Source organism: Altericroceibacterium endophyticum (genome assembly GCF_009827595.1).
Classification (GTDB): Bacteria; Pseudomonadota; Alphaproteobacteria; order Sphingomonadales; family Sphingomonadaceae; genus Altericroceibacterium; species Altericroceibacterium endophyticum.
In genome coordinates, this window is record NZ_WTYT01000008.1 from 1 (window position 1) to 24,782 (window position 24,782).

General features: G+C 60.7%; 24 protein-coding genes and 1 pseudogene. 12 read left to right on the forward strand and 13 right to left on the reverse strand.

What is annotated here, in order from left to right; genetic code table 11:
• Positions 1 to 231: hypothetical protein (locus GRI91_RS16195; protein WP_237437967.1), on the forward strand; the 231-nt coding region annotated here is incomplete at its 5' end.
• 771 nt (positions 232 to 1,002) lie between these two features.
• Here GRI91_RS16195 and GRI91_RS15580 read toward each other — a convergent pair.
• Positions 1,003 to 1,635, reverse strand: a pseudogene (locus GRI91_RS15580) (tyrosine-type recombinase/integrase).
• Between the two features lie 244 nt (positions 1,636 to 1,879).
• Between GRI91_RS15580 and GRI91_RS15585 the strand changes: the two are divergent.
• Positions 1,880 to 2,410: a hypothetical protein gene (locus tag GRI91_RS15585; protein ID WP_160737640.1), complete on the forward strand. Its 531-nt coding sequence runs from the start codon at positions 1,880 to 1,882 to the stop codon at positions 2,408 to 2,410.
• A gap of 109 nt (positions 2,411 to 2,519) precedes the next feature.
• Here the strand turns inward: GRI91_RS15585 and GRI91_RS15590 are convergent, their stop codons facing one another.
• From GRI91_RS15590 to GRI91_RS15600, 3 genes are all read right to left on the reverse strand, one after another.
• A complete protein-coding gene (locus GRI91_RS15590) occupies positions 2,520 to 3,089 on the reverse strand; it encodes a TetR/AcrR family transcriptional regulator (protein ID WP_160737641.1) in 570 nt (189 codons plus the stop codon).
• 136 nt (positions 3,090 to 3,225) lie between these two features.
• Positions 3,226 to 4,467, reverse strand: a complete 1,242-nt coding sequence (locus tag GRI91_RS15595; protein ID WP_160737642.1) for a serine hydrolase domain-containing protein — start codon at positions 4,465 to 4,467, stop codon at positions 3,226 to 3,228.
• On the reverse strand, positions 4,467 to 6,086 hold the full coding sequence (locus GRI91_RS15600; RefSeq protein ID WP_160737643.1) for an alpha/beta hydrolase domain-containing protein: 1,620 nt from the start codon (positions 6,084 to 6,086) through the stop codon (positions 4,467 to 4,469). Before GRI91_RS15600 ends, GRI91_RS15595 begins: the two co-directional genes overlap by 1 nt.
• A 176-nt stretch (positions 6,087 to 6,262) precedes the next feature.
• On the opposite strand from GRI91_RS15600, the gene GRI91_RS15605 reads away from it, so the two are divergent.
• The 4 genes from GRI91_RS15605 to GRI91_RS15620 are packed head-to-tail and all read left to right on the forward strand — an operon-like array spanning position 6,263 to position 9,863.
• Complete coding sequence (locus GRI91_RS15605; RefSeq protein WP_160737644.1) at positions 6,263 to 6,739, forward strand: nuclear transport factor 2 family protein; 477 nt, start codon at positions 6,263 to 6,265, stop codon at positions 6,737 to 6,739.
• Positions 6,736 to 8,346 carry a carboxylesterase/lipase family protein gene (locus GRI91_RS15610; protein WP_160737645.1) on the forward strand — a complete coding sequence of 537 codons (1,611 nt, stop codon included), beginning with the start codon at positions 6,736 to 6,738 and terminating at the stop codon, positions 8,344 to 8,346. Before GRI91_RS15605 ends, GRI91_RS15610 begins: the two co-directional genes overlap by 4 nt.
• A gap of 9 nt (positions 8,347 to 8,355) precedes the next feature.
• The gene (locus tag GRI91_RS15615; protein WP_160737646.1) at positions 8,356 to 8,643 is read left to right on the forward strand and encodes a hypothetical protein; all 288 of its coding nucleotides are present in this window, start codon (positions 8,356 to 8,358) and stop codon (positions 8,641 to 8,643) included.
• A complete protein-coding gene (locus GRI91_RS15620; protein WP_237437971.1) occupies positions 8,625 to 9,863 on the forward strand; it encodes an amidase in 1,239 nt (412 codons plus the stop codon). Before GRI91_RS15615 ends, GRI91_RS15620 begins: the two co-directional genes overlap by 19 nt.
• Positions 9,864 to 10,538: 675 nt before the next feature.
• On the opposite strand, the gene GRI91_RS15625 is transcribed toward GRI91_RS15620, so the two are convergent.
• The 5 genes from GRI91_RS15625 to GRI91_RS15645 form a co-directional block, all read right to left on the reverse strand.
• On the reverse strand, positions 10,539 to 11,759 hold the full coding sequence (locus tag GRI91_RS15625; protein ID WP_160737647.1) for a RhtX/FptX family siderophore transporter: 1,221 nt from the start codon (positions 11,757 to 11,759) through the stop codon (positions 10,539 to 10,541).
• Positions 11,756 to 12,817 (reverse strand): PepSY-associated TM helix domain-containing protein, encoded by a 1,062-nt coding sequence (locus tag GRI91_RS15630; protein WP_160737648.1) that lies wholly within the window; start codon positions 12,815 to 12,817, stop codon positions 11,756 to 11,758. The genes GRI91_RS15625 and GRI91_RS15630 overlap by 4 nt, the downstream gene beginning before the upstream one ends.
• Before the next feature lie 2 nt (positions 12,818 to 12,819).
• Positions 12,820 to 13,230, reverse strand: coding sequence for a cupin domain-containing protein (locus tag GRI91_RS15635; protein ID WP_160737649.1), 411 nt, complete (start codon positions 13,228 to 13,230; stop codon positions 12,820 to 12,822).
• Between the two features lies 1 nt (position 13,231).
• Positions 13,232 to 15,403, reverse strand: coding sequence for a TonB-dependent siderophore receptor (locus GRI91_RS15640; protein WP_160737650.1), 2,172 nt, complete (start codon positions 15,401 to 15,403; stop codon positions 13,232 to 13,234).
• Positions 15,404 to 15,499: 96 nt separating this feature from the next.
• Positions 15,500 to 16,369 (reverse strand): AraC family transcriptional regulator, encoded by an 870-nt coding sequence (locus GRI91_RS15645; RefSeq protein ID WP_160737651.1) that lies wholly within the window; start codon positions 16,367 to 16,369, stop codon positions 15,500 to 15,502.
• A gap of 337 nt (positions 16,370 to 16,706) precedes the next feature.
• Between GRI91_RS15645 and GRI91_RS15920 the strand changes: the two genes are divergently transcribed.
• Both GRI91_RS15920 and GRI91_RS16340 read left to right on the forward strand, forming a co-directional pair.
• Entirely contained in the window at positions 16,707 to 16,997 is a 291-nt protein-coding gene (locus tag GRI91_RS15920; protein WP_202385639.1) for a helix-turn-helix domain-containing protein, read from the forward strand.
• Positions 16,994 to 17,260, forward strand: a complete 267-nt coding sequence (locus GRI91_RS16340) for an SbtR family transcriptional regulator (RefSeq protein ID WP_337190399.1) — start codon at positions 16,994 to 16,996, stop codon at positions 17,258 to 17,260. Before GRI91_RS15920 ends, GRI91_RS16340 begins: the two co-directional genes overlap by 4 nt.
• A 148-nt stretch (positions 17,261 to 17,408) precedes the next feature.
• On the opposite strand, the gene GRI91_RS15655 is transcribed toward GRI91_RS16340, so the two are convergent.
• Entirely contained in the window at positions 17,409 to 18,017 is a 609-nt protein-coding gene (locus GRI91_RS15655; protein ID WP_160737652.1) for a TetR/AcrR family transcriptional regulator, read from the reverse strand.
• 113 nt (positions 18,018 to 18,130) lie between these two features.
• Between GRI91_RS15655 and GRI91_RS15660 the strand changes: the two genes are divergently transcribed.
• Entirely contained in the window at positions 18,131 to 18,526 is a 396-nt protein-coding gene (locus GRI91_RS15660; RefSeq protein ID WP_160737653.1) for a RidA family protein, read from the forward strand.
• 115 nt (positions 18,527 to 18,641) lie between these two features.
• Here the strand turns inward: GRI91_RS15660 and GRI91_RS16200 are convergent, their stop codons facing one another.
• Together GRI91_RS16200 and GRI91_RS16205 are read right to left on the reverse strand one after the other, a co-directional pair.
• Positions 18,642 to 19,145 carry a zinc-binding dehydrogenase gene (locus GRI91_RS16200; protein WP_337190396.1) on the reverse strand — a complete coding sequence of 168 codons (504 nt, stop codon included), beginning with the start codon at positions 19,143 to 19,145 and terminating at the stop codon, positions 18,642 to 18,644.
• Entirely contained in the window at positions 19,136 to 19,660 is a 525-nt protein-coding gene (locus tag GRI91_RS16205; RefSeq protein ID WP_237437970.1) for an alcohol dehydrogenase catalytic domain-containing protein, read from the reverse strand. The genes GRI91_RS16200 and GRI91_RS16205 overlap by 10 nt, the downstream gene beginning before the upstream one ends.
• A gap of 157 nt (positions 19,661 to 19,817) precedes the next feature.
• On the opposite strand from GRI91_RS16205, the gene GRI91_RS15670 reads away from it, so the two are divergent.
• Entirely contained in the window at positions 19,818 to 20,753 is a 936-nt protein-coding gene (locus GRI91_RS15670) for a LysR family transcriptional regulator (RefSeq protein WP_160737654.1), read from the forward strand.
• Positions 20,754 to 20,813: 60 nt separating this feature from the next.
• On the opposite strand, the gene GRI91_RS15675 is transcribed toward GRI91_RS15670, so the two are convergent.
• The gene (locus tag GRI91_RS15675) at positions 20,814 to 21,521 is read right to left on the reverse strand and encodes an SDR family NAD(P)-dependent oxidoreductase (protein ID WP_160737655.1); all 708 of its coding nucleotides are present in this window, start codon (positions 21,519 to 21,521) and stop codon (positions 20,814 to 20,816) included.
• A 152-nt stretch (positions 21,522 to 21,673) separates the two neighbouring features.
• Here GRI91_RS15675 and GRI91_RS15680 point away from each other — a divergent pair, with 152 nt between their 5' ends.
• Together GRI91_RS15680 and GRI91_RS15685 are read left to right on the forward strand one after the other, a co-directional pair.
• Entirely contained in the window at positions 21,674 to 22,237 is a 564-nt protein-coding gene (locus tag GRI91_RS15680; protein WP_337190397.1) for a TetR/AcrR family transcriptional regulator, read from the forward strand.
• Positions 22,238 to 22,670: 433 nt separating this feature from the next.
• Complete coding sequence (locus GRI91_RS15685) at positions 22,671 to 24,476, forward strand: SLC13 family permease (RefSeq protein WP_337190398.1); 1,806 nt, start codon at positions 22,671 to 22,673, stop codon at positions 24,474 to 24,476.
• Positions 24,477 to 24,782 lie beyond the last annotated feature (306 nt).

Here is a 24,782-nt window from a genome sequence, read left to right on the forward strand (position 1 = left end):
ATCATCGCGAAGGGTGATTTCGCCTTTCTCGAGAGGGTTAAAACTGGGCCGATTGCGGTCGGTCCGGGATTGACCAGGTTACGCAGAAAAGCCGCCATTCCGCTCACGACCCCATTGCGGACATTGAAAGTCTTTGACAAATTAGTGGCATGGCAGAGCCAGTTCATCGTCTGCGCCGGATCATTGACCGAGAGTGGATCAGAGTCGGGTGGACATGTATGCCTACACTGAAACACCACCTAATTGCGTTCACCCCCGTAGCCATTCTTCTCGCTCCAGCGATGGCAGCCGAGCATTGGTCCTACGAAGCAAGCGCAGCGATCCTTTTAGCCGGCATTCTGGCATATTGTGTGATGATCATATGGATACACATTCGCAGGATGGCAGGCTTGGGCTATTTCTCATCAGCGCGATCCGACAGAGTGGCGAAGCGATATCAGCGCCGCCGTGCGAGGCTGGCTGCTTTAAAGGACAGCGTCTGACAGGAACGGCGGGAAACCACGACAATGGCATCATTTCGGCCGTTCCGGAAACGACAACATTGCGGACATCACTGCTCGCTGACAGATAGTAGAAATGAACCCAATCATCAGCCTGTCTTTCCTTGCCTTGATTGCGGGCACCTCCCCCTTGTCGGCTTCGGACGATGCATGGCCCTACGCTGCGTCTGTGACGTTTGAAGAGGGCGAATGCCGGTTTTGGACAGGAGATGTTGGTTTGACTGCCTCACAGTTTCAGAGAGACTTGGAAGCTCGGTTCGATACCCAACGTGGGATCGTTGTATTTCACAGTCCGGGCACGCCTAAGAGGTGTGTGGAATTAGCGCTGAGTTCAGCACGCCGTGCTGGATTCAAGCTTGTGAAGGATCAGGTTAGGGATGGTGCCGGTCCATTAGGCCCACCTCTGAATGGCAGCTAACCACCCTAATCTCGGCCGGCCGACCGCGCCAGGCAGATGCCCCAAAGCGGTCGACCGAAGATCGCCGGCCGACCGCACGATGGGTCAGATCTCGGTGCGCTCTGCCAGGAGTAGAGCGTCTTCGACATCAACACCGAGATAGCGGACCGTGTTCTCGATCTTCGTGTGACCCAGCAAAATCTGGATCGCCCGAATGTTGCCGGTGGCTCGATAGATCATCGCGGCCTTTGTCCGCCGAACTGAGTGAGTCCCATACTCGGACTTCCGAAGCCCAATTGCAGTCACCCATTCATCGACGAGGCGGGAATAGTGGCGCGTACTCATGTGTCCGGCATGATCCACCCTGCTTGGGAAGAGGTAATCGCCCGTTGAACTGCCCCGGCGTTCCAGCCAGGCTGGTAACGTCGCTCGCACATCGGCGGAGAGTTCGAACTGCACTGGTCGATTGATCTTCTGCTGAATGACGATCGCACGATTGCGGATGTCTGCGCCAGCAACCACGTTGCCAATCTTGATCTTCACCAGGTCACAGCCTCGCAGTTTGCTGTCGATAGCGAGGTCGAAGAGCGCCTTGTCTCTCAACCGACCTTCGCGATCGAGGTGAAAGCGGATCGCTCACATCTGTTTTTGCGTTAGCGGGCGCTTGGTTCCGACATTTTTGCCAGCGTTCCAGGCCACGCCTTTCTGCATGGCAGGATCAAATCGTGAGTATCCCATTGTCTTTCCTCCTTGGCCGATATTGGCCAACAAGGTAACGCTCAGCGTGTCGTCGTTTGGGCCGAAAGGTGACTGTCCGTTTTTCGGTGGCTAGAGGCACAAAGCTGACAAATCGCGTTGGTATATGCGCGACCGAGAATACCCGTATTGATGAGTTTAGACTTGGCCGCTGGACGAAGCTTGTGGATCATAGCCGGCGGGCATTGATTTTACATGTAGGTCGCGTTGCGGGAAGGGTATCGAAATGCTCTCCTCCCTGAAGCGTCGCGCGATGTGGAAGCTGTTTCCGGATGGCATGGCGAGTGGCGGAATGGCGCTGGTCGCGGTGGGCATCAAGGCAGCTGACCCCAGCTTCGACCAGGTTACCATGGTCGGGCCCGAAATCATGGAAGTCCTGCCCGTGCTCGAGAGCGAAGCATGCTTCGGCGCGGCGCAGGAACTGGTCGCCAGCATTCCGGGGGGGCGTCAACCAAGCAACTGGCCCGAGGCACCGGGAGTGCGGCGTTTCACCGACGCCAATCGTCCATATCTGAAGCCTGGGCGGGGCCCTTTGCTGGTTGTGTTGCGAGAGAACGATCCTGCCATTCCGCTCGACATCACCAAGCGCGCGCTTGCCGAGCGTTGCAAGCTTCAGCGCGAAGTGTCGGTCGAAACCGATCCAGGAATGGACCACGTACAGGTGATCCACGCCTCGTTCCCGCGCCAGCTAGAGTTGATCGCTGATCGGTTTGCGAGCGGAACTGTCCAGACTGACCCTGAGCGTGAGAATACGTAATCTAGTGATAGTCAGGGGTAACGACGCCAAGGTCGCTTCCGAGGCAAGCTGGGCTGGTCCGTCACGTCCAGATTACGTCTTGTGGGAACACTTGCCGATGAGGTTCTTGTCAGCACTCACCTGATGAGTTGGCGAGGGCATGCTCCACCGCGAGGACGAAAAATCTTGCGGTTTCGTCTTCGAAATTGGCTTCCTTGAGATTGTGCAAGGGGTACTCATGCGCAAGACTGGTCGTCAGGTGGCCGTGCAGCCATATGAAAACGAACTCCAGCCGTGATACTTCTTCGATTGTCAGAGGATATCCACGCTCGGCTTCCAGTCGCTTGAAGTATCGCTGCAGAACAAAGTGGCCGAATTCCGTGATGGCCTTCCATGTATCCTTGCCGGCCAGATGGTAGCGCATGGCAGTGCGTAGCAGGCGAGCATGTTCGCGATAGTTGGCGAGGGCACCGCGCGCCATGGCTTCGGGAAGGTCACCAATCGGGGTGTTGGCAAAGGTTTCGTCCACCCCCTGCTGTCTTTTTTCGAGCATGGTGCTGATGAGTGCATTGAAAAGTGCATCCTTGCTCCCGAAGCGATGATAGAAGGAGCCGATCGAGCAGCCGGCCTCCTCGCTTAACTCGCGGATCGAGATATCGTCGAAATCTCGCTCGCGGGTCAGCTTCGCCGCGGCAGCCATGAACCGATCGTGTGTTCGAACGCTACGCTCCTGGACGGGCGGTCGAACCGAGCTCTGGATTTCGCGGGTTGAGGATGGCTCGGCAGGTCTCATTAGCGGTGTCTAGATCACAGACACATTGCGGCTGCAAGCTTGCTTATTCAGCGAGCCAGTTCGATGCTGCTCGAAAGAATGCTTCACTCTCGCGGTAGGGTTCCTGGGGGCCGAGCGGAAAATAGCTCAACTTCACGACGACGGTGTTCGTATCGGGGTCGACGTAAATAAACTGCCCCTGAAGACCGATTGCCATGTAGGCATTGGAATCCGTGAGGGTCCACCACTGGTATTGATATCCCTGGTCGTAATTCGCGCTGGCTGGCTCCGGGCCGATCGGAACGGTTGAGGCTTCGATCCATTCGGGCGAGACGATCTGCTGGCCGTTCGCCATGCCCTGATCGAGCATCATCTGGCCGAGACGGGCATAGTCACGCGCCACCGCGTTGAAACCCATGCCGTTCATGGCCTTGCCAATACCGGGCACGCCGTCGGCAAGCCAGAAACCATCGGCCTGCGCTCCCAGTGGCTGCCACAACCGCTCGGACATATAATCGGGCATCGGCTTGCCTGTTGCCTGCGCGACCACCTCGCCCAGAACCGCGGTGTTGAGCGTGAGATAGCGAAAGGTGCGACCGGGTTCGTCTGCGCGCTCCACCAGATGGGCCTGGCGTAGCGAAGGAACCCGGTTGAGGATCATTGATTCCTCGCGCAGGCGAGCCATTTCGCTGTCTGGCGCGGGCTGATAATTGTCCTCCTGACCGACGCCTGTTTTCATGAGCAGAGCGTCACGCACGGTCACACCATCATAGGCCGTACCGCGCAGTTCGGGCACATAGGTCACTATCTCGTCATCGATCGAGCTGATGTCGCCATCCTCGATGGCGGTTCCCACCAGGAGGGACGTGATCGACTTCGCCATCGACATCGACAGAAAGCGCGTCTGTGGGCCGGTGTAATTGCGATAGCGCTCGAACACCAATTGGCCATCCTTCATTATGAGGAGCGCGTTGGTGAAGGTGCGTTCGAAGATGTCTTCGAAAGCGTGAGTCTGCCCGTTGTACTCGTAAGTGAAATCAGGTGTCTTGTCCGTCCGTTCAAGCGGAGACGGGTGTTCTCCTGCTTCCACCGGCAGAGTCTCGAAAATCGAGTCCATCTCGTGGAAGGTGAGGGCATTGATGCTGGCATCGTTGAAGTTCCGGCGCAGCTCCTGAATGGCTTGCGATGGTAGCGGTGCCGTCACCCGCGTGATCGCGGTATCCTGTGCGAAAGCGGCCGACGCGGACATGCTAAGCGCGATCATCGCGGTGCACGACAAAGCCGATAAGAATTTGGTCTTAGGCATCACAATTCCTCCTGTGTCATTTCGGTTGCCTTGGCGGCGGCCCGCCTCACCAGTTCGCGGCCATCCTCTGCCTCGATCCAATGGTCCGCCACGAGCGCGTTCACGCTCTCCTCGAACTGCGAAAGGTAGGCCTCTCCGGTTGGGTAGAGGTCTTCGAGCAGGGATGTTTCGAACGGCTGGCGATAGCCCCAGAGCTCGCAGATGCCGGGGCCCGTCATGCGGTGATAGTAGCGCGCAACGGGAACCTCGAGCTGTGGGGTGCGCACGCCGCCCAGGGCATTGCCAAATTCATCGAGCTGCACGCTCGCATTTCGTTCACCTGGGTTGTTGACCTCGAGCGGCTCGGCGCGGGGTGGGGGCACCCCTTCGCGCGACCAGCGATCGAGGTTCCGGAATGCGCCACTCAGCAGCATGGGCAGGGGGACATCGTTCCCCGGCATGCCTTGCTCCACACAGGCGTTGGCATTGTCGAAGACGGCTCCGCTGGTTTTTCTCGCATCCGCAGCCGACGGGTTGCCCGCGCCGCTGCTGTCATGGATGTGCGAGGAGCCTGCGACTTCGTAGCCGCGAAAAAGGTCTGGGGCGGTGTCACTGTCTTCCCGGCGCCGCAAGGAGCCGATCTCGCTTTCGGAAACCATGACCATTACCGGCACCCCGATGCCACGAATTCTCATGCGCGGATCCTCGGTCGGTGTCGCATCGGCACACTGGTTCAAAGGTGTGCCAGGTCCGCTGGCAACGGCTGCCAGATAGCCATCATAGACCGGCTTCCCATCGCTGCCGAGGGCATTGCTATGGATCCAGTTGGCATAGGTCAGAACGAACGCTCCCGACTGGGAATCGCCCGTCATGTAGACGCGGGATACGTCGAAGCCGGATAGCGGACTTGTCGCACCGCCTGCCTTGGCAAGCTCGGCGACCTGGCTGAGGACATCCCAGATAAGCCCGTTTTCGGTTGCGGGGCTGGATTCGGGGGGAAGTCCGCCGCGCGGCAACGGCAGTCGATCCTGCCCGCAGGTTTGCGAGGCGGGCAGGGGATTGGGAAAGCCGAGCGATTGATAGCGTGCCGCATCGAATTCCTTCAGCGTCTCAATCGCCACGGGCTTGATGGTGACGCCGATCCAGATGTCGCCATTACGCAGATAGGTGGAATGGGATTCTCCCCACATGAGCGCAAGATCATAGCGAATGGAGGGGTTCATCGGCTCGACCACAACGGTGCCGCTGAACCTTTCCGGATGGATGGGCCGGCGGATCAATATTCGCGTGGAATAGGGGCCCTCGGCAAAGGTCGTAAGGTGCCCGGGCTGCGGCATGTCGAAAACTCGCGCGGTGCCGCTGATGAAATATTCTTCCTCGACATAGCCGTGGGCGCGGAGATCGACCGGCTCCAGGGCGCGGCCTGCGGCGGCCCATGGCCACGAGCTGTCGGTGACAGGGATGGGGCCGGTGACTTGCGGAAGCGGCGTGGCTTCGGGCGACACGGGCTGAACATCGTGGCTCACCGTCTGCGAAGCGGCGACCCCTGAGGGCCAGACGAGTCCTGCTGCGACAAGCGCCAACGCTGCCTTCGTTGCCATAGCCGGTGATTTCAACATTCGCATGATCCCCTTGTCCATCGACTGCCGCCGCGCTCGTTCGCTGCGCCCCGTCCCGTCCGATAACGTTGACGGAAGACTAGAACATTGTACTAGTATTGCAATCGGCTTTTGGCTGATCCGCATCTTGGCGCGTGTGTTGTGCCGGGAACGGGCAGGCCTGAAGCTTCCTTGGCTGCGGAATGCGGAGGCCGTCGATGATACGAAAGCTCACTCTTTTCTTTGCGCTGCTTGGCGCGTTTCCGGCTCCGGTCTTGGCGCAAGACGAGATGACCCGTGCAGCATTCGAACTCTATCTCGAACGCTTCAGCGCTGGCGATGAGCGCTACGCCGAACTGTATGATCCGGACGTCGTGTTCGAGCATGCACCGCAGTTTGGTGTGTTGCGTGGCCGCGAAGCTATTCTCGAGTTTTACCGCGGCATTCGCGAGCAGCTGGAGGAGACGGTGGTCGCCTCGGAAGTGGTGATCGATAACGAGCAGGGGGTCATGGCGGCTGAACTGACCACGCAGCTTCTGGCCACGCGTGACGGCGTCGAGATGCCGTCTGGCACGCTGGACGCGGGAGACATGATCATCTCGCGGGGAACCGTCTATTACCGGATCAACAATGGCCGGATCACGCATATTCGTGGCGGCATTCAGGGCGCCGAGCGCATCGCAGGGGGCCAATGATGGTAAGCCGCAGGCACGTTCTTACAGCTGGCGCTGCCGCCGTTCTCATGCCGGGATTGTCGCCCGCACGCGCGCTTGGTCCGCTCGGCGTGCCGGTTGACACCGCTAGTGGAAAAATTCGCGGCTTTGTCGACAACGGTGTGCACGTGTTCCGGGGAATACCTTACGGCGTGGCGGAGCGTTTCAAGGCCGCTGTGCCACCTACTCCGTGGACGGGTGTGCGCGACATGCTCGGCTGGGGTTTCACTGCCCCGCAAAGCCCATCTCCGCCGCATCAGAACGCGTATTCTCTCGTCGCCTCGGACAAGCCGCTGCAAGTGGCCCAGTCGGAGGATTGCCTCGCGCTCAATGTGTGGAGCCCGGGCCTTGGTGACGTTGCGAAGCGGCCGGTCATGGTCTGGCTGCATGGCGGAGGGTTCGTGTCGGGTTCGGCCTCGACCGCTGTTCATGATGGCCGCAATCTTGCAAAGGCGGGCGACGTCGTCGTGGTAAGCCTCAACCACCGCCTCAATGTGCTGGGGTTCACGCATCTCGACGATCCCGAGTTCGCACAATCGGGTAATGTGGGCGTGCTCGACATCGTCGCCGCGCTGCAATGGGTTCGGGATAATATCGAGCAGTTCGGCGGTGATCCGGCCAATGTGACCTTGTTTGGATATTCCGGGGGCGGGCAGAAGATTTCCGCGCTGATGGCAATGCCCCTTGCGCAAGGATTGTTTCACAAGGCCATCGTTCAAAGCGGCCAGAATCCGCTTCTGCTCACCTCCGAACAGGCATCCGCCAATACCCGCGCCTTGTACGGCGAGCTGGGGCTTGCCCCAGGCGATGCGCGCAGCTTGCAATCCGTGCCGCTCGCTGCCCTGCTGGCCGCGTTTGCGCGTGTATGGATGGCTCCGCCAAGGCAGGTTTGGGGATTCCCCGCCCGCTTCTCGCCGGTCGTCGATGGCTCGGTCATCCCTGCGCATCCTTATCAGGCTCTGGAGATTTCGTCGGACATTCCGCTCATCATCGGCAGCATGAAGGAGGAGATGGCAGGGTTCACGCTGATGCAGGATCCCGATGCTCATCTGATGAGCGCGTCCGATCTCAAGGCGCGACTAAGCCCCTACTTGGGAGCGGAAACCGACCGGATTATCGATGGCTATCGCGCGATCCACCCCGACTATTCCCCGTGGGATCTTTACAGCCTCATCTCGGCCGATGCGCCGACACGGATAAATTCGATCCTCATCGCTGAAAAACGTCATGCCTTGTCGCGAGCACCCACCTTTATGTACCGCGTCGATTGGCAGACGCCCGTGTTCGGTGGCATCATGAAGGCGCCCCATGGGTTAGAGGTTCCCCTCGTTTTCCAGAACGTGCTGGAGGACCGCGGATTGAACGGGGGCGGCGAAGACGCGTTTGCTCTGTCCCGGGAAATCAGCGGCGCATGGGTGGCCTTCGCCCGTTCCGGCCGACCAGACACTTCGGACCACCCTTGGCCGGCATACGATCTGGCTCAACGTTCGACGATGCTGTTCGACCGGGTGACACGGATCGAGGGCGACCCCGATGCGGCCGAACGCCGACTGCTCGACGGGTTCGCCCGGCGGCAGCTTGCCTTATGAGATGTTCCGGTGAACGGCTGCGGCCCGACGCCCGAACTGGAGCAAGCGATGATTTCCGACGCAACCGACAAGCCCATCCATTATCAGCCCGCCACGACCTTGCTCGAAATGCTAGGCTCCGGGCAAATCAGCAGCGTCGAACTGACCGACCATTTCATCGCGCGTATCGAAGCTCTCGATCCCGTCATTAATGCGGTGGTGGTACGGACCTTCGATGCCGCAGCGAGGCTGCCCAAGCTGCCGATACTGCGCGTGCGCAAGGTCGTTCGCTCGGGGCGCTGCACGGTCTGCCCATGACGATAAAGGAAAGTTTCGGACTTGCCGGTACGCCGACGACGTTCGGGATTCCCGCCTTCGCACAGAATATCGCCCGATCCGATTCCGTGGCGGTCACGCGCCTGCGATCCGCCGGCGCAGCGCTCATGGGTAAGACGAACGTTCCGCCAGGCCTGATGGACGGTCAGAGCGTCAATCCGATCTATGGTCGCACGGTCAATCCGTGGGATGTCGGGCGCACGCCCGGCGGATCGTCGGGCGGATCGGCAGCCGCTATCGCAGCGGGCCTTTCCGCGCTGGAATATGGTAGCGACATCGCCTCGTCGATCCGAAATCCTGCGCATTACTGCGGGCTGTACGGTCACAAGTCGAGCTTTGGCGTGTCGCCCACCCGCGGACATTCTCTCGGTGAACACGATCTTTCGCCGGATATCGGCGTCACTGGCCCGCTCGCTCGCAGCGCCTTCGATCTCGAACTGGCACTCAGTGTGGTTGCGGGGCCCGACGAGCCAGCTGCCGTTGCGTGGAAGCTGGAGCTGCCGCCCCCGCGGCACAAACGGCTCGATCAGCATCGCGTGGCGCTCGTCACAAATGACGACTTCGCCGAGGTCGATGCAGAAGTAGCGCAAGAGCTTGAGGATCTGGGCACATTTCTCGAAAGCGAGGGGGTGGAGGTTTCCCGCAATCGTCGCCCCGAATTCAACAGCCGCGAGCTGCATGCGCTTTATCTCATCCTCCTGCGCGCGGCGACTGCCGACGCCGCCGGGGACGAGGAGTTCGTTGCCGCTAAGGAGATGGCGCGCGGAGCGGATCGGCACGTGCGCGAGATGGCAACGCTCAATGCCTATGGGGTCTCCCTTTCGCACCGCGACTGGTTGCGGCTCGACGCGGAGCGGGCGCGGCTGCGCGCGGCGTGGAGGGAGTTTTTCGCCGATCACGATCTGATGCTGTGTCCGCCGCTTTCAACCGTGGCGTTTCCGCACAGCGACGTCCCACCTCAGAAACGCAAATTGCGCGTGAACGACCACGATGTGCCGTTCGAAAACCAGCTGTTCTGGGCAGCCTATGCCGGGCTGCCCTATCTTCCCGCGACCGTGGCACCAATCGGCCAGACCGACGCAGGGCTTCCGGTCGGTGTGCAGATCATCGGCGCGGACTTTCGCGATCTCGAATGCATCCGCTTCGCGCAGTTGCTGGAGAGGCGTTATCGCAGCTTTGTGGCGCCGCCCTCGTTCCCTTAGGCCAAAAAGAACTTCCGCTGGCGGTATATTCTCAGATTAACTTCCTCGTCATGCATGGATGCAAAATAGATCACTTCATGCGGCTTCTGCGGACACGGTGTTCCACTCCGCCAAGGCAGCCATTGGGAAGGCTTGCATTGTCTGTCTGGAAATCAGGTGACGCTGGATGTTGAAGCAATTGCAGATTGCGCTGTGTTTTGAGATGAAACGTTGAGCTTGCCTTTGGGACTTGACGCGCTGTACTTTTCGCTTTCGCCTTCGGACAGTTTAGTGGGAGTTCTCCGCTTGATTGCTTCTACGCCGTTCCCGCCGAAACCGGAATGTCTCCTTCTGGGGCGCATAGCCGACGTCCTCCGGTATCCCCGTTCGAAACGTCCGCCCTCTAAATCCATGCTCTTGCAAGTTGCCCTTCCGGAGCACTCAACAAACAATCACAACAAATCATGGCAAAATTGGTATTTTGCCATGTATTGAAATGGCAGATTTTGGGCGCCAACCGAAACGGGTCCTTTCAGGAGCGCTGCTTGAGATAGCAGATGTTGCGAAGGGTAACTCCGCATGTCCTTTGCGCCCCATTTCGGCCATTTGAGCCTTGGCATCGATCGCCTGAAAGCGGACATCCGACCCGGCTACGGACCTGAAACGCTACGGAATCGACCTGTCCGGCGTGTCTAATCAAGCTTCCGCCATTTCTCTGTCAGTCCTCAACGTCATCAGCGCAGTGCAGAACGCCAGGATGAGAGCAACACCGAAGGCTGCACCATATCCGAGGGAAGCGGCGATGAAGGTGGCAAACGAGCTGCCGCCCATCTCGCCCAGATCGCGTGTGCTTTGCACGCCCGTCATGTCGGTGCCCGCCTGATCGCCTTTCTGGGCGAAAGACATGGCAAGCGTCATCAGCGCAACGGAGACGCTTCCGCTACCAATCGAGCCAGCCACGACAGCAATCAGCGCCATCGTATGCGTAATACCGCCCTGGCTCGCACTTGCCTGCATCCACATCGCCGCCGACAGCGCGAGGCAGGCGAGACCAGCGATCAGGACAGTTCGGATTCCGGCGCGGTTTATGAGCCATGCCCCGCCGCCGCAGCCGATCACTATCGTCGCCACTCCGCCCGTCATGCCCAGCGCGCCGATCTGTTCCAGTGGCCAGCCGCGATCGACTAGCAGGAGCTTGAACAGCGCGAAGGTCGAGCTGGCGGTGATGGCCGTGAGCAGGGCGAGGGCAAGAATGATCCTAGCGCCAGGACGCTTGATAAGGCGGCGGAGGTTGGCGCGGGTGCGTTCGCTTGATTGCCGGTCCCGCGCGGGCTCACGCCAGAGCAGCGCCAGCAACAGGCCCAGGCCGACAATGGCGGCAATGGCCAGGAGCGCTACTGTTCGTCCGAACAGGCCCGACATGATCAGGCAGCCCGAGCCACCGATGAAGAATCCCACCATTGTCCCGCCGACCTGTACGGCATTGGCTCTGGCAAGCGCCGGGCCATGGACATTCTCCGCCGTGAGCCCGTCTGTTGCTGTATCCTGTGTGGCCGAAGCGAGCGAAGAGAGGGCAAACAGCGCAAGTGCAGCGGGTGTTGCGGGGCCCGTCAGGCCAATGGCGGCGACGAGCAGCAGGCAGAGCAACACGACACTTTGCATCGGAACGATCCAACTGCGCCGCTTGCCAAGGCGCCGAGACCAATAGTTATCGACCATCGGCGCCCAGAGGAATTTAAGGATCCACGGCAGACCAACCAGCGGCAGGAACGCCAACCATTGCAGCGACACTCCATCCTGCCGCAGCAGGGTCGGCAAGGTCTCCATGGCAAGGCCGAGCGGAATACCTTGCGTCATGTAGAGAAAGGCGATGAGCGCGAAGAGGCGCAACTCGGAGCGTGAAGGCATGGTCGTCATGAGTGGAGGACTTTGCTGGAGAGGGGACGGGGGCGAAGCAGACGGCGGCGCTGTGCCCACAGGATAAGGCCGGAGCAGGCGAGCAATGCGCACAGCAGGGCGCAGGCGAGGTAGAGACCGCGCACAGCCGCCCCGCTCCACAGGCCGGTATGGAGCGATTTGACAGCGATCATCACCTGCATGAAGACGGGCACTGGTCTGGCGGGCAGAGGGCGGCCGGTGTGCCGGTCGAACATGAGTGTGCTCGATTTGGCCCAGGGCGGGGCGCGGCGATCGAGCAGCATGATCGAGACGGGGCCCGGAGCCCGGCCCGGCATGATGCCCTGAATTTCCGTTCCCGGACGCAGGGCCAGCGCGCTGGATGCCATGCCAGCAAGGCTGGCTTGCGGCCTATCGTCCGGCGTCTGCACCTGTTGTGTCGCCTGCGGGTCGGAGCGCGGCGGACCGGATCGCAATTCGCCCAGCGTCTTGAACGCCAGCAATGTGGCTCCGGTTACGCTCAGCAGTAGCAGGAAGATCAGTGCGACCAGTCCGGCCCATTTATGCAACGATGCTACGGGACATGCCTCGTGCCACGGCACCCTGCGCAGCACCCGCAACCGGCGGCGCATGATCGTAAAACCGCTGATGGCAAGCGTCAGCAACCCCAGCGTTGTGGTCAGCATGACCAGCTTGCCCGGAAGACCGATCAGCAGGCTGTTATGCACCTCCAGCAGGACTTCTCGCAGCGACGAACCGCTCTGTGCTACATCGAGAATACGGCCATCAGCGGGATCGAAAGAAAACGTCCGGACAGTCCCGTTCTCGTCCCGCAAGCCGAGCGTCCACTCGCTGTCGGGAGAGAGGCCCGGCATGATCAATCGGGCCCGCGTGTCGGGAAAGCGCTGGCCTGCCTCGGTCATGGCCCGGTCGATCCCGCTGGGCATCACCAGGCCGGCGCTTCCCGCGGGCCATGCTGGCAGGATCAGCAAGGCAATGCCCGTCAGCGTCAGGATCAGGAACGGCGTAAAACATGCCAGCCCGATCCAGCGATGGAGCTTCCACAGTGCGGCGCGCATCCTTACGCACCGTCGCGCCATGGCTGCATCCGCGTGCCGCCTGCCGGGGTCACGAACATCATGCGGGACGGTTCGCGCAGCAGCAGCCGGTGCCATATGCCGGTGGGTACAAGACAGCTTTGCCCCGCGCGCAGAGAGGTGAGGTCTTGCTCGCGCCCGTCCTCGTCCCCGGTAACGATGTCGATCGCGCCTTCGAACAGATAGATCAGCTCATCGCCATGCGGATGCATTTCCCATTTTTCGGGATGCAGGTCCTTTGCGTCGACCGGCGCGAACATGCCGATCACCCTTTCTCCATGCGATGTGTTGATCTCTCGCCAGGCCTGCGCCGAACGGGGAAGAGGGGTGGCCTTGCGGGCATTCGCGTCGAGCCGAACCAGGGTATCGAGTGGGTCGAATAGTGTCAGTGCCATGTCAGTACTGCACCCGAAGGGTGGCCATCAGGCTGCGCGGCTCGCCATACCAGTTGTTCCACGCCGTCCCGCCGAGGGTGCGGAAATAGCGTTTGTCGAACAGGTTGCTGGCGTTCAGGCCGAGATTGATTCTGGGCGTGATCGCATAGTCGGCCCGCAGATCGACCGTGGCGTAGCTGCCCTGCGTCATGCGGACGCCGCCCGAGGTGGTGTAGAAGCTGCTCTGCCAATTAACGCCCGCGCCGAGACCAAGCCGCCGGTCCAGCGCCGGAACCCGGTAATGCGTCCACAGCTTCACCATGTGGTGCGGGGTGATGGTGGAGAAGTCGGTTCCTTCGCTGGGGCTGGGGCCGCCCGTGGCCGTTCGGTCGCGCAGATATTTGGTGTCGGTATAGGTATAGCCCGCCTGGATGCTCCAGCCCTCGGCCAGTTCGCCCTGCACTTCGGCGTCGATCCCTTTGCTCTCCACCTCGCCTTCCGCGATATAGGCGCAGACCGATCCGGGAGCGCAGGGATGGTCGGGATCGAGCTGGGCGCGGTTCTTCTGGCGAATGCGGAACAAGGCAATGGACGCGTTGAGCTTGTCGGCGAACCAGCTCCCCTTGAGGCCTGCTTCGAAGTTGTTGCCGGTCATCGGGTCGATGACTTCGCCGTCAAAGCTAAGGGCGCTCTGCGGGGTGAAGATCGAGCTGTAGCTGGCATAAAGCGAGAAGGGGCCGCCGACCTCCCATACCACGCCGCCATAGGGGGTGAACTCGCTGTCCACCTGATATTGGCCGGTCGGAGTCAGAGGCCCGCCGATTCTGGCGCGGCGCACGGTCTCCGTTTCCCACCAGCTCAGACGGCCACCCCCGATCAGTGTCAGCGGTTCGGCCAGTTTCAGGCGCAGGACGGCATATCCGCCATATTGTTTGGTATCGGTCGTCTGTTCGCCCGCCCATGTCCGGGTGTCGGGCTTGGGCGCCCTCACTGGTCGGTCGACGAACAGGTCGACCGGAGTCATCAGGCCGGGCAGGCTGTAGGAAACCTGCTGCGTATGGCCGTCCCAATAATTGGCGCCGACAAGTAACTGGTGACGCTGGCCAAGCAGGTCGAACCCGCCCGAGACATAGCCGTCGAGATCGGTTTCGCGATTGTCGAAATCGTAGGAGCCGCCGTACAGGATCGAGCCGAGACTGGTCTCTCGGTCAACGGCACCATAAGCGCTTGCGTAAGTCATATCGCTGTCGCCATCGATCCGGCTAATCGCAAGTCTGGCTTCCCAGTCGCCGCCGAAATCATGGCGCAACTCGGCGAACAGCTGTGTGTTGTTCCAGTTGCGCTCCGACCAGTCTGCGCCGGTATAACGCGAACGGGGCAGATCGAGCGCTCCGCCGTCGCTGTATCTCGGCACGCCCATATAGGTACCGTCATCTCGCACATCCTGCCATTTGATCGTCGCGGCGAGTACGGTGCGCGGGGTTACATTCCACTCCACCGTGCCGTACCCCAGCACCTTGTTGCGGTTACCCACATCGTAATAATAGTCACGATCCTCGGCTACACCGACCACGCGGACACCCAGATCGCCGCTCCGGGTCAGAGGAACGCTGACATCGCCTTCCGCTCGAAAATTGTTCCAGCTTCCCGCGCTCAGCGTGGCATTGGCCGCCAGGTCCTGCCCGGGCCGTTTGCGCACCAGATTGATGGTGCCCGACGGACTGCCGGTGCCCTGTAACAGCCCGCTGGCGCCGCGCAGCAGCTCTACGCGTTCATAGATCGCCATGTCCTCGGTGTTGACCGCCTCGTTCCAGCCTGAGGTCGGAATGCCGTCGAAATTGAGTGTGTCGATCACAAAACCGCGCGAATAATAGGCGGTGCGCAAACGCGTGCCCGGCTGCACCGTCACCCCCGGCGCAACGGCCATGACATCGTCAAGCGTGATTAGATGCTGCTCATCCAGTCGATCACGGTCGATGATACTGATGGTTTGAGGCGTTTCCGCAATGGTCAGCGGCAGCCGGGTGCCGATACCAACGCCTTCCGGCATGGCTGCCGTGACGATGATTTGTGTTTCCGCCTCACTATCTACGGGCTGGCCTTCGGCGCTCGCGGTAGATGGAACGATAAGCGCCAGAGCGAGGATGGAAAGGGACGCGGTGTTGCGCAGACCATGTAAGCGTGAAACGGACATAAAGCCTCATTGATGCGATTGATTATCAATAGAGGCTGTAGGCGGGGAGGGTCTTTCTGTCTTTTAGATTACGGGTAAGGATCTTTCGAAATTCGGTCAGGTCATGCTTTGGCGCGAAAGGCTGCCGGGTGTGACGCCGAAACGCCGGGTAAAGGCGACGGTGAAGTGGGGGAGCGTGTAGCCGGTTTCCTCAGCCGTAAGCGTTGCGGACAGGCCCCCATCCAGCAACCGCCAGGCTTCGCGCAGGCGCAGTTCGCGCAGATATTCGCTGATGCTGGAGCCGAACAGCCGCTGGAAACCGACCGTCATCTTTCGGTGGCCAAAGCCGAACTGGCGCGCCAGCACATCACTGGCGGGGGCATCGCGCCAATGCGTGTCGAGAAAGTCGCGCAGCTGATGGAGCCGTTGTATTTCACTGGCATTGGCAAGCGAGGGCTGGTTGCTCGAACGATCCGGTCCAATAGTCTCCACCGAAAGCGCCGCCAGCTCAAGGGCCTTGCCTGAATTGTGCAGACGTCCGGCTATCCCGCGAAAGGGGCGATTGAGGATGCTCGTGGCAAGGCTTGCCATGGCGAGCGGCGTATGGCGCATGGCGTGAAATATGCCGCCGCGCTCGCCGCTACCCGGCAGATCCTGTTCGAGCACATCCGCAACCAGCCCCGCCTCGAGGAAAAGCGTGAGATACTGTAGACGCATATCTTCTGCGAAATGGTGTCCCAGCCGCCAGTCCTCGCGACTGACGAAAAGACTGGTGGTACCAGCAGTGACAGTGCCGCCCGCCCGATCGTCCAGATCAAGCGCAAAGCTACCTTCGATAAGCAGGGCGAGCTTCAGGCCGGGTCCAAGATCCTCGTGAGCCTGCTGCTCGGTTCCAAAGGTCTGTGCGCCGCCGCTCAGATGGATGCCGGGCGTTGGTTCGCTGGTCCATGACGGACGGTGGGACGATGATGGCGCGGCGCTCTTCATACTGCACTCTCTAAGTCCATCTGGCTGGAAATGATAATGCGACGTATTCGCATAAGATTTGTCGCTTGTCTATCGCGAAGAGGGATGTCAGTTGGTTCGCAAGCAGTGCGCTTGGAGCGGAATTGGCAACCAGCAGCAATCGGTTTCAGATCATCCAATGGTCCCTCTCAGGCGATTGCCAAAGAGTGCGGCATGCTAGCGAATGTCGACTTTTCGAACTCGGTGACTGAAACCGAATGGTGTCCCCACGGTCCATTTGATGCCAGTTCGAGAACGCCCTTCAATTATGACCGGACGGCGGCTCGCGGGAGTCGAATTGATCCCCGGAAGATCCGTTATGTTGGCGACTGCAGAAGGGAGTATCGGCTCAACTAAATGGCAACGCATTCTCGTCGCGGCGGAGGAGCTGTTTCTTGAACGCGGGGCGAACGTCCCGCTGGATGAAGTGGCCAAGCGCGCCAAGGTCGGGGCCGGCACGCTTTACCGACGCTTCCCGACGCGAGAGGCGCTGCTCTGGCGGCGACCAGCGACGAACGCTTCACCTCGGTCGCAGAGGCGAGCCGCGCGCGCGATGCGGATCATGAACCCGAGGACGCGCTGCGTCGTTTTCTCGAAGAACTCGCACTGAACACGAGCGTCTACCAGAGTCTCGCCGCGTCTCTCGGGAACGTCATCCAACACGGTACGCCCGGCTGTAACGCGATCACCGAGGAAGGACACCGACTTCTTCGGCGCGCAAAGACGGCCGGGATTGTGCGTGACGACGCCAGCTTCGACGACATAATCTGCGTCGTGAGCGCAATATCCATCGCTGTGGAAAAGGAGGCCACACCAGCACCGCGCGTTGCCCATCTGGTGGACCTGCTGTTCAATGGTATGCGCGTGCGTTGACAGATCCGGCGGCCTGCGAGGTCCGATTTTGCAGGATTGGCATATACGCGCGTAGTCTCAGACAATGCCGTAGCCAAGTTGGCGGGAAACGGTCGGAAAGCCGACATCTCTTCTGTGCCCTGCGAAACAACCCGATGGCGTGCGAACATCATCCCGTCGGGCCCTGGTCCATCACAAGAAGTCCCGAAGCGAGTTGTTCGAAGGTCGCGGTGGCATCCTGCATGACACGGTCCGGCGCATCGCTGGCGGCGACCCACAAGGCTGCGTTAAGAGCAGCGCCGTTCAGGAGGCGAGCGGCGGCCTCTATAGCAACCGGCTTGACCGTTCCTTGCGCTGCCAATGTCTCCAGGCTGCGCATCGTCGCAGCGAGGCAGGCATTCTGGCTGGGCCATTGCGACGGATCACCCAGAAATGCGGGGCCATCGAGAAGCACGATGCGCCTTACTTCGGGATTTCTGGCGGCCTCAATATAGGCCGCTCCCTCCGCCATCAGCTTGTCCCATTCGCTGCCACCCCGGCGCTCGGCCTGCGCCATGGCAGCTGTCGCCATCTCTCCATCTACTTCTTCCACGACTGCGGCCAGAAGGCCGCGCTTGTCGCCGAAATTGTGATAAAGGGCCCCGCGCGTCAGGCCCACCGCCGCGGTAAGGTCGTCCATCGACGTACTCGCATACCCTTTCTCGGTGAATGCCTTTCGGGCCGCTGCGATCAGCTTGGCGCGGGTCTGCTGCATCATCTGAGCGCGCGTTGTCGCCATTTTGTCCTCATGCCCTCCCACGGAAAATTTCATATACGATGCGTATGCGAGTTACTGGCATACGCATCGTATATGAAACCGCGTTTCATGCCCATACCCAAGGAATCTGTCCCATGGTCACCAGTAAGCCTGTCTTCCCTGCCGATCGTCATGCGCTTTACGAACAGCACGGTTATTCGGCTGCTATCCGTTCCGGCGACCTGCTCTTCGTCTCGGGTCAGGTCGGCAGCCGCGCGGACGGCTCACCCGAGCCGGATTTTGCGAAACAGGTGCAGTTGGCCTTCGACAATCTCGGCGCGGTGCTCGAAGCGGCGGGCTGCGGCATGCAAGACATCGTCGATGTCACCAGCTTCCACACCGAACCCGAAACGCAGTTCGACACGATGATGGAGGTCAAGAACCGCGTGTTTCCCGAAGCTCCCTATCCGAACTGGACCGCAGTTGGCGTGACCTGGCTGGCGGGGTTCGATTTCGAGATCAAGGTCATTGCTCGCTGCCCTGCCCCATAGGGCAGAGCGGCTCCGGCAGAAAGGCATTAACGTAGAAGGGGAAACACGGATCGTGTCGATCGACTGCGCAGCCTGCGGCACCTGATGGCAAGCGGCACGATCCTCACGCCCGATATCAGGCTTGCGCATCTACGGTGAGAACGATCTTCCCTTGAATATGGCCCTCGGCGGCGCGCTTGTGCGCCAGGCTGGCGTCGGAGAGCGGGAAGCAGCTGTCGATCGCGACCCGGATCGTCGCATCGTCGAGCAGGGGGCGGATGTCTTCCAGCTGCGCCCCGCTCGCGCGGACCTGCGTAGTCGACATCGTGACGCCACGTTCATGCGCTTCGTCACCCCCCACCGCGCCGAGGCCGAAGATCGGGAAAAGCGCACCGCCGTGCTTTATCGAGCGCAGGAAGCGGGCGCTTGTCGGCCCGCCAATCGCATCAACCACGAGATCGAGGTCCTGCACCACATTTTCCGGAGCGACCTTCGTGTAATCGATAAACGCATCGGCCCCGAGATCGCGCAGAAACCCCTCGTGCCGACCCGAAGCAACAGCGGTGACATGGGCGCCCTTCCATTTGGCAATCTGGACCGCAAAGTGCCCGACGCCGCCAGCCGCTCCATTCACAAGCACACGTCGCCCCTCAAGTGGGATTGGGACATGCTGGCTCGGCTGGAGCGGGTTCGGGACATTGTGGCCCTGCGCGATGAGAAACTGCCACGCCGTGAGCAGCGACATAGGGCGGCCGCAGCATGCGCATGATCGACACCCGCCGGCTTGCGGGCAAGGTCAGACGAAGGCACACTGACATATTCGGCATAGGCGTTCGAAAAGCCATCGGGAAAGCGGACCATCGAATATACCGCATCGCCTACTGCGAACCCCAGAACGTCCGGACCCACCTCAGCGATTAACCCCGAAATATCCGTGCCAAGGATGATCGGGAATTGCACCGCCGGACGCCACTCCGGTGGCAGGATTTTCATGCCATCACGCAAATACCAGTCCGGTGGGTTCAGGCCGATCGCGTGAACGCGAACGAGCACCTCACCGGCCTGCAACACGGGGCGCGGAGCATCTTCATAGACCAGCACATCCGGACCGCCGAACGCATGCTGCCGTATCGCCTTCATCATCGTCGCTGACATTGCCTGCTCCTGATGCCTCGCCGAGCTGTAGCGTCGAAAGGCTTGTGAAATGGACCGGCGCCACGCTGAACGAGGTGGCAATTCCGGTTCCTGAGCGACTGAAATAGGCGCCATCTGCAAGGTTGATAATAGTGCCAAAAGTCTCTTTAATAATGCCATGAAGGAACAGATGGGTTTAGAGCGACTGACCGGTTTGATCGCATTCGCGAAGGCGGGATCACTGGGCAGCTTTACCGCCGCCGCGCGCGCTCTCTCCATTTCGCCCTCGGCGGTCAGCAAAAGCGTGCAGCGGCTCGAACAGCGGCTGAGGGTGTCGTTGTTTACGCGCACGACGCGCTCGCTGGCGCTGACTCCGGAAGGCCGCGACCTTCACGAGCGCGCGCTCAGGCTGCTAAGCGACGCCGAGGAAATCGAGCAGATCGCGATGAGGGCGCGGGCGGTGCCATCCGGCCCGTTGCGGATCGCGGTATCCCTCCCGCTCGGCGTCCACCTGATCGCACCAGCACTGCCGGCGTTCCGCAAACAATACCCCGATGTGATGGTTGATCTGCGAGTCAGCGACCAGATCACGGATCTCGTTGCGGAAGGCATCGATGTGGCAGTGCGGATCGGAGAACTTGCGGACTCGCAGCTTCTGTCGCGCCGACTGGCGCCCTATCGGCTCTGCGCGTTCGCGGCGCCTGACTATCTCGCGGCGCATGGCACCCCGACGCGTCCGAACGAGTTGGACGGACACGATACCGTCATCCTTCGCTACCAGAGCTCAGGGCAAGCCTATCGCTGGCCGTTCAGGATCGGCAACCGCGAGATCGAGGTCGTTCCGCCTTCCGGGTTCATGGTGGATGCGAGCGAAGCGCTGGTCTCAGCAGTGGTGGCCGGCGGCGGGATCGGCATGCTAGCGACGTTCATTGCCGCGCCCTATGTCGCGCGCGGTGAGCTGGTCCCCGTGCTGGGTGAGTTCGCAGTAGAGCGGAACAACATCACCGCGCTTTGGCCCAAAAGTCGCCGGGCAAACCCAGCCGTGCGCGCCTTCCTCAAACTCCTTCAGGAAATCACATTGGAGTATCCACAACCCGAGGCCCTCACCAAGTGATCACACGCGGCTTTTGCAGAGAAGCGGCCGCTCAGATCACTCAACCTCGTTTGACCCAGCTCACCAAGGAACCGGGCCGTTCTCGTCCGAGAAGGTGCCGGTTGGTCCATCCTTACCAATCAGCGCGAGGCGCACAGGCTCACGCGCGCCTTCTTCCAGACTTCGTGTGCCGTTGAAATTGTTGAGCGCAGTGGATGTGAAGCCCGGGCAGGCAGCGTTCACCTTGATGTTGGTGTCCTCAAGCGCCAGCGCAAAGGCCAGCATGACCGCGTGCGCCGCCGTCTTCGACACGGAATAGTTGCCGAACATGCGGCGGTGATCGTTTGATGGGTCGGAGTTCAGCGTAAGCGATGCGCCCGAACTGGCGGTGATGACGATGCGGCCCGCCGGCGCTTCGCGCAGCAGCGGCAGCATGGCCTGCGTCACGGCAATGACCCCGAAGACGTTGGTTTCGAACACCGTACGCACGTCATCAAGCGGCGCGTCGGTCAGCAGGTTGGTCTCGACTGCCTCACTAAACGACTGATCCGGCCTGGCACGCGAAATGCCCGCATTGTTCATCAGGATGTCGAGCCTGCCGAATTCGGCGCGGACGCGGTCCGCCGCCGCGTCGATCGACGCCTGATCGGTCACGTCGATCTGGATTGCATGGGCACCTGGCCCGATCTCCTGCACGGCAGCTTCGCCCTTCGCGACCAGTTCTTTGGCGATCTGCAGGCCGATACCCTGATTTGCCCCTGTGACGAGGGCTACGCGATCTTCCGTCATGGTGAATCCTTTTCGCTACTGGTCATCTCCAGCCAACTTCGATAAAAGCTTAAACGGAACAACCTTCCGCTTGATATATGGAACGACGTTCCGGATAGCAAGCGGATATCGTGGAGTATCGAGTGCAGAAGGCGTCTGGCGAAGCAGAAGGAGTGAGCGAGCGCCCGTTGCGTGCGGATGCCCGTCGCAATATCGACATCGTTGTGGACGCCGCGCGCGAAGTGTTCGCCGAATCCGGTGTCGACGCTCCGATGCGCGTGATCGCAAAGAAAGCGGGTGTCGGTGTCGGCACGATCTATCGCCACTTCCCCCAGAGGGCCGATCTGATTGCCGCCGTTTTCAGACATGAAGTGGATAGCTGCGCCGCGCAGGCCGCGTCGCTTTTGCAGCACTATCCACCCGGTGAAGCACTCGACCACTGGATGCAGCGCTACGTCGATTTCATCGTCGCCAAGCGGGGGCTGGCCTCCTCGCTCTATTCCGGAGGCTCGGCCTATGAGGGGCTGCCTGCCTATTTCGACAAGCATCTCGAACCGGCCCTGCAGACCTTGCTCGATGCGGCGGTTGCGACTGGTGAGATACGCGACGATGCTCGGCCCTACGATTTGCTGCGTGCGGTTGCGAATCTGTGCAGGCCATCAAGTGACGACGATCCGGCGCAGGCCCGGTTTCTTGTAGGCTTGCTGGTGGATGGCCTTCGCTATCGCGCTGGATAGGCTTGTCGAAGGCTTGCTTTAAAGCCTTGGGCATATCGCCGCTGCTGGCCGATCAGCGGGTGTGTAGACTGACTTGTCCTCAACATCGCGGTGATGTCTGGAAAGCCAGTCGAGTGGGCGAGGGTCAGTTATTTTTCTAAGTTCTGGATTACCTGCCTGTCCGTGGATAGCCTATCTCCAAACGTTTTTATCTCGCTGTTCCGGCAAGAGACCACGCGGTCCGCTTTCAGGCAATTAAGAGGCATGCGTAAACGGCAGTTGCCAGGGTGCTTTGCAGACTGACAGAATCTTGACCGTTTTCTGCCTGCATCTGCTTTTTCCGATGTTGTAAATTTGCTCTAACATCCCTTTTTGCCATGCTACATAGCACGGCGGGGCCGATGCCGCGTATCTAGCGGGCAGCGCGGATCCCGCCCGCAACGATGGAAATCTGGTGCATCCCTTCGAAAATTTCCTAACGCAGTATGGAGACATCACCGGGTTGGTGCTGCTTATTCTGCTGTTTGTCGCTTTCGCGCTCGAACGCTTTCCACCGGTTGTGCTGGCAGCCGTAGCCGGGATCGCGATGATGGCGCTCGGTTTCATCCGGCCCGAGGAATTGCTCGGGGTGTTCGGCAATCCCGCCCCGGTGACGATCGCTGCCATGTTCATCGTTTCAGGCGCATTGTTGCGGACCGGGGTGCTGGAAGAGGTGTCCGGTTGGGTAATCCGCCGAACGATGAGACATCCGCGGCTCGCCACAGCTGAAATCGGCGGCGGGACGATCCTCGCTTCTGCCTTCATGAACAACACGCCGGTGGTAATCGTGATGATCCCGATCATCAAACGGCTTGCCCGCCTGCTAGGAGTCGCAGCGACGCGGCTGCTGATCCCGTTGTCCTATGTCTCGATCCTGGGAGGCACAATGACGTTGATAGGCACATCGACCAATCTGCTGGTCGATGGCGTAGCGCAGTCGCAGGGCATGGCACCTTTCGGTATCTTCGAGATCACGCTGGTCGGTCTTTGCGTCGCCGTAGGAGGTCTGATTTTCCTCGCCGTGGTGGGGCCTATTGTCCTCCCCGATCGCCCATCGAGCTCGCTGGCGGACAATGCCGAGAGCGACGTCTATCTGTCCCATTTGCTGCTCAATCCAGACAGTGACTTCATTGGCCGTGTCATCGGTGAAAGTGCTCTTGCGCGACGTCAGGGCGTGCGCTTGGTGGCAGTACGGCGCGGACTGAGCGTGCACCGTAAGAACCTCGAGGACATGGTCATGCAGGCGGGGGACCAATTCGTCGTCGCCGCTAGCCCGGTGGAACTCGCCTCGCTGGCCGAGGCGGAGGATTTCCGTGTCGGCCTGACCGGCGTCGGCGGCGGGATCACGATGAGCGGTCCCGACCGCGAACCGGATGCAACGCTGGTCGAGGCCGTGGTTTCGCCCGCGCATCCGATCATCGGGCGGCGGCTGGCTGATATCCCGCTGTTGTCGCGCCTGAAGCTGCGCGTACTGGGTCTGTCGCGGCCGCGCCATCTCGCCGGCCCGGACCTGTCCGAAGTGCGCGTCCGGGCAGGCGACCGACTGCTGATCGCGGCAGGCGGAGATGCCGCGATTGCATTACAGGGCAACAACAATCTCGCGCAGGTGACGGAGGCGCCGCTGCGCGCTTTTAAGCGTGACAAAGCACCGATCGCAGTCGCGACTTTGGTCGGCATCGTCGGGCTTGCGGCGCTGTTCTCGCTGCCGATCGAAGCGCTGGCGCTGGCTGGCGTGGGTTTGGTTCTGATCACCCGGTGTATTGAGCCGGAAGAGGCGTGGAGCGCGATCGATGGCAATACGCTGGTGCTGATCTTTGGCATGCTCGCCTTCGGAACGGGTTTGCAGAACGCAGGCACGGTCGAGTTGATCGTGGGCTGGGTCGAGCCCTTGCTGGCGGGCGCTTCGCCGCTGATGCTGCTGATCGGGATCTATGCGCTGACCAGCCTGCTCACGGAAACGGTGACAAACAATGCCGTAGCGGTGATCATGACACCGTTGGTGATTTCGCTGGCGATCGCGCTGGGAGTCGATGCCCGGCCGCTGATCGTGGCGGTAATGTTCGGTGCCAGTGCGAGCTTCGCCACGCCGATCGGCTATCAGACCAATACGCTGGTCTATGGCGCAGCGAATTACCGATTTACCGATTTCATCAAGATCGGCCTGCCCATGAATGTGGTCGTCGGGCTGGTTGCCTGTATCGCGATCGAGTCCTTCTTCTGATCTGCAGCGCAGGCCAGGGTCACGAGAAAACCAAGATGCACTGCAACCATAGCCGCGCCGCTCGCGCCCACCTTTAGCGAGAGCTAGTGCGGCACCAACGGATCGAGTGCTGACGCATTGCGCAGTGGGACGATCAGGTTGGTTGACCGCTTTCGGGTAATTGCTTTGAGCAGGCAATTGACCGAGATTAACGCGCGGCAGCTCACACTGGTAGCGCTCTGGCGGCTTGTGGGCCGGTAGCAGAATGTCAGCTTCTAGCGCGACAAAGGCAAAAAGCAGCCCTTCGAGAAACGACCCAACGGCAGC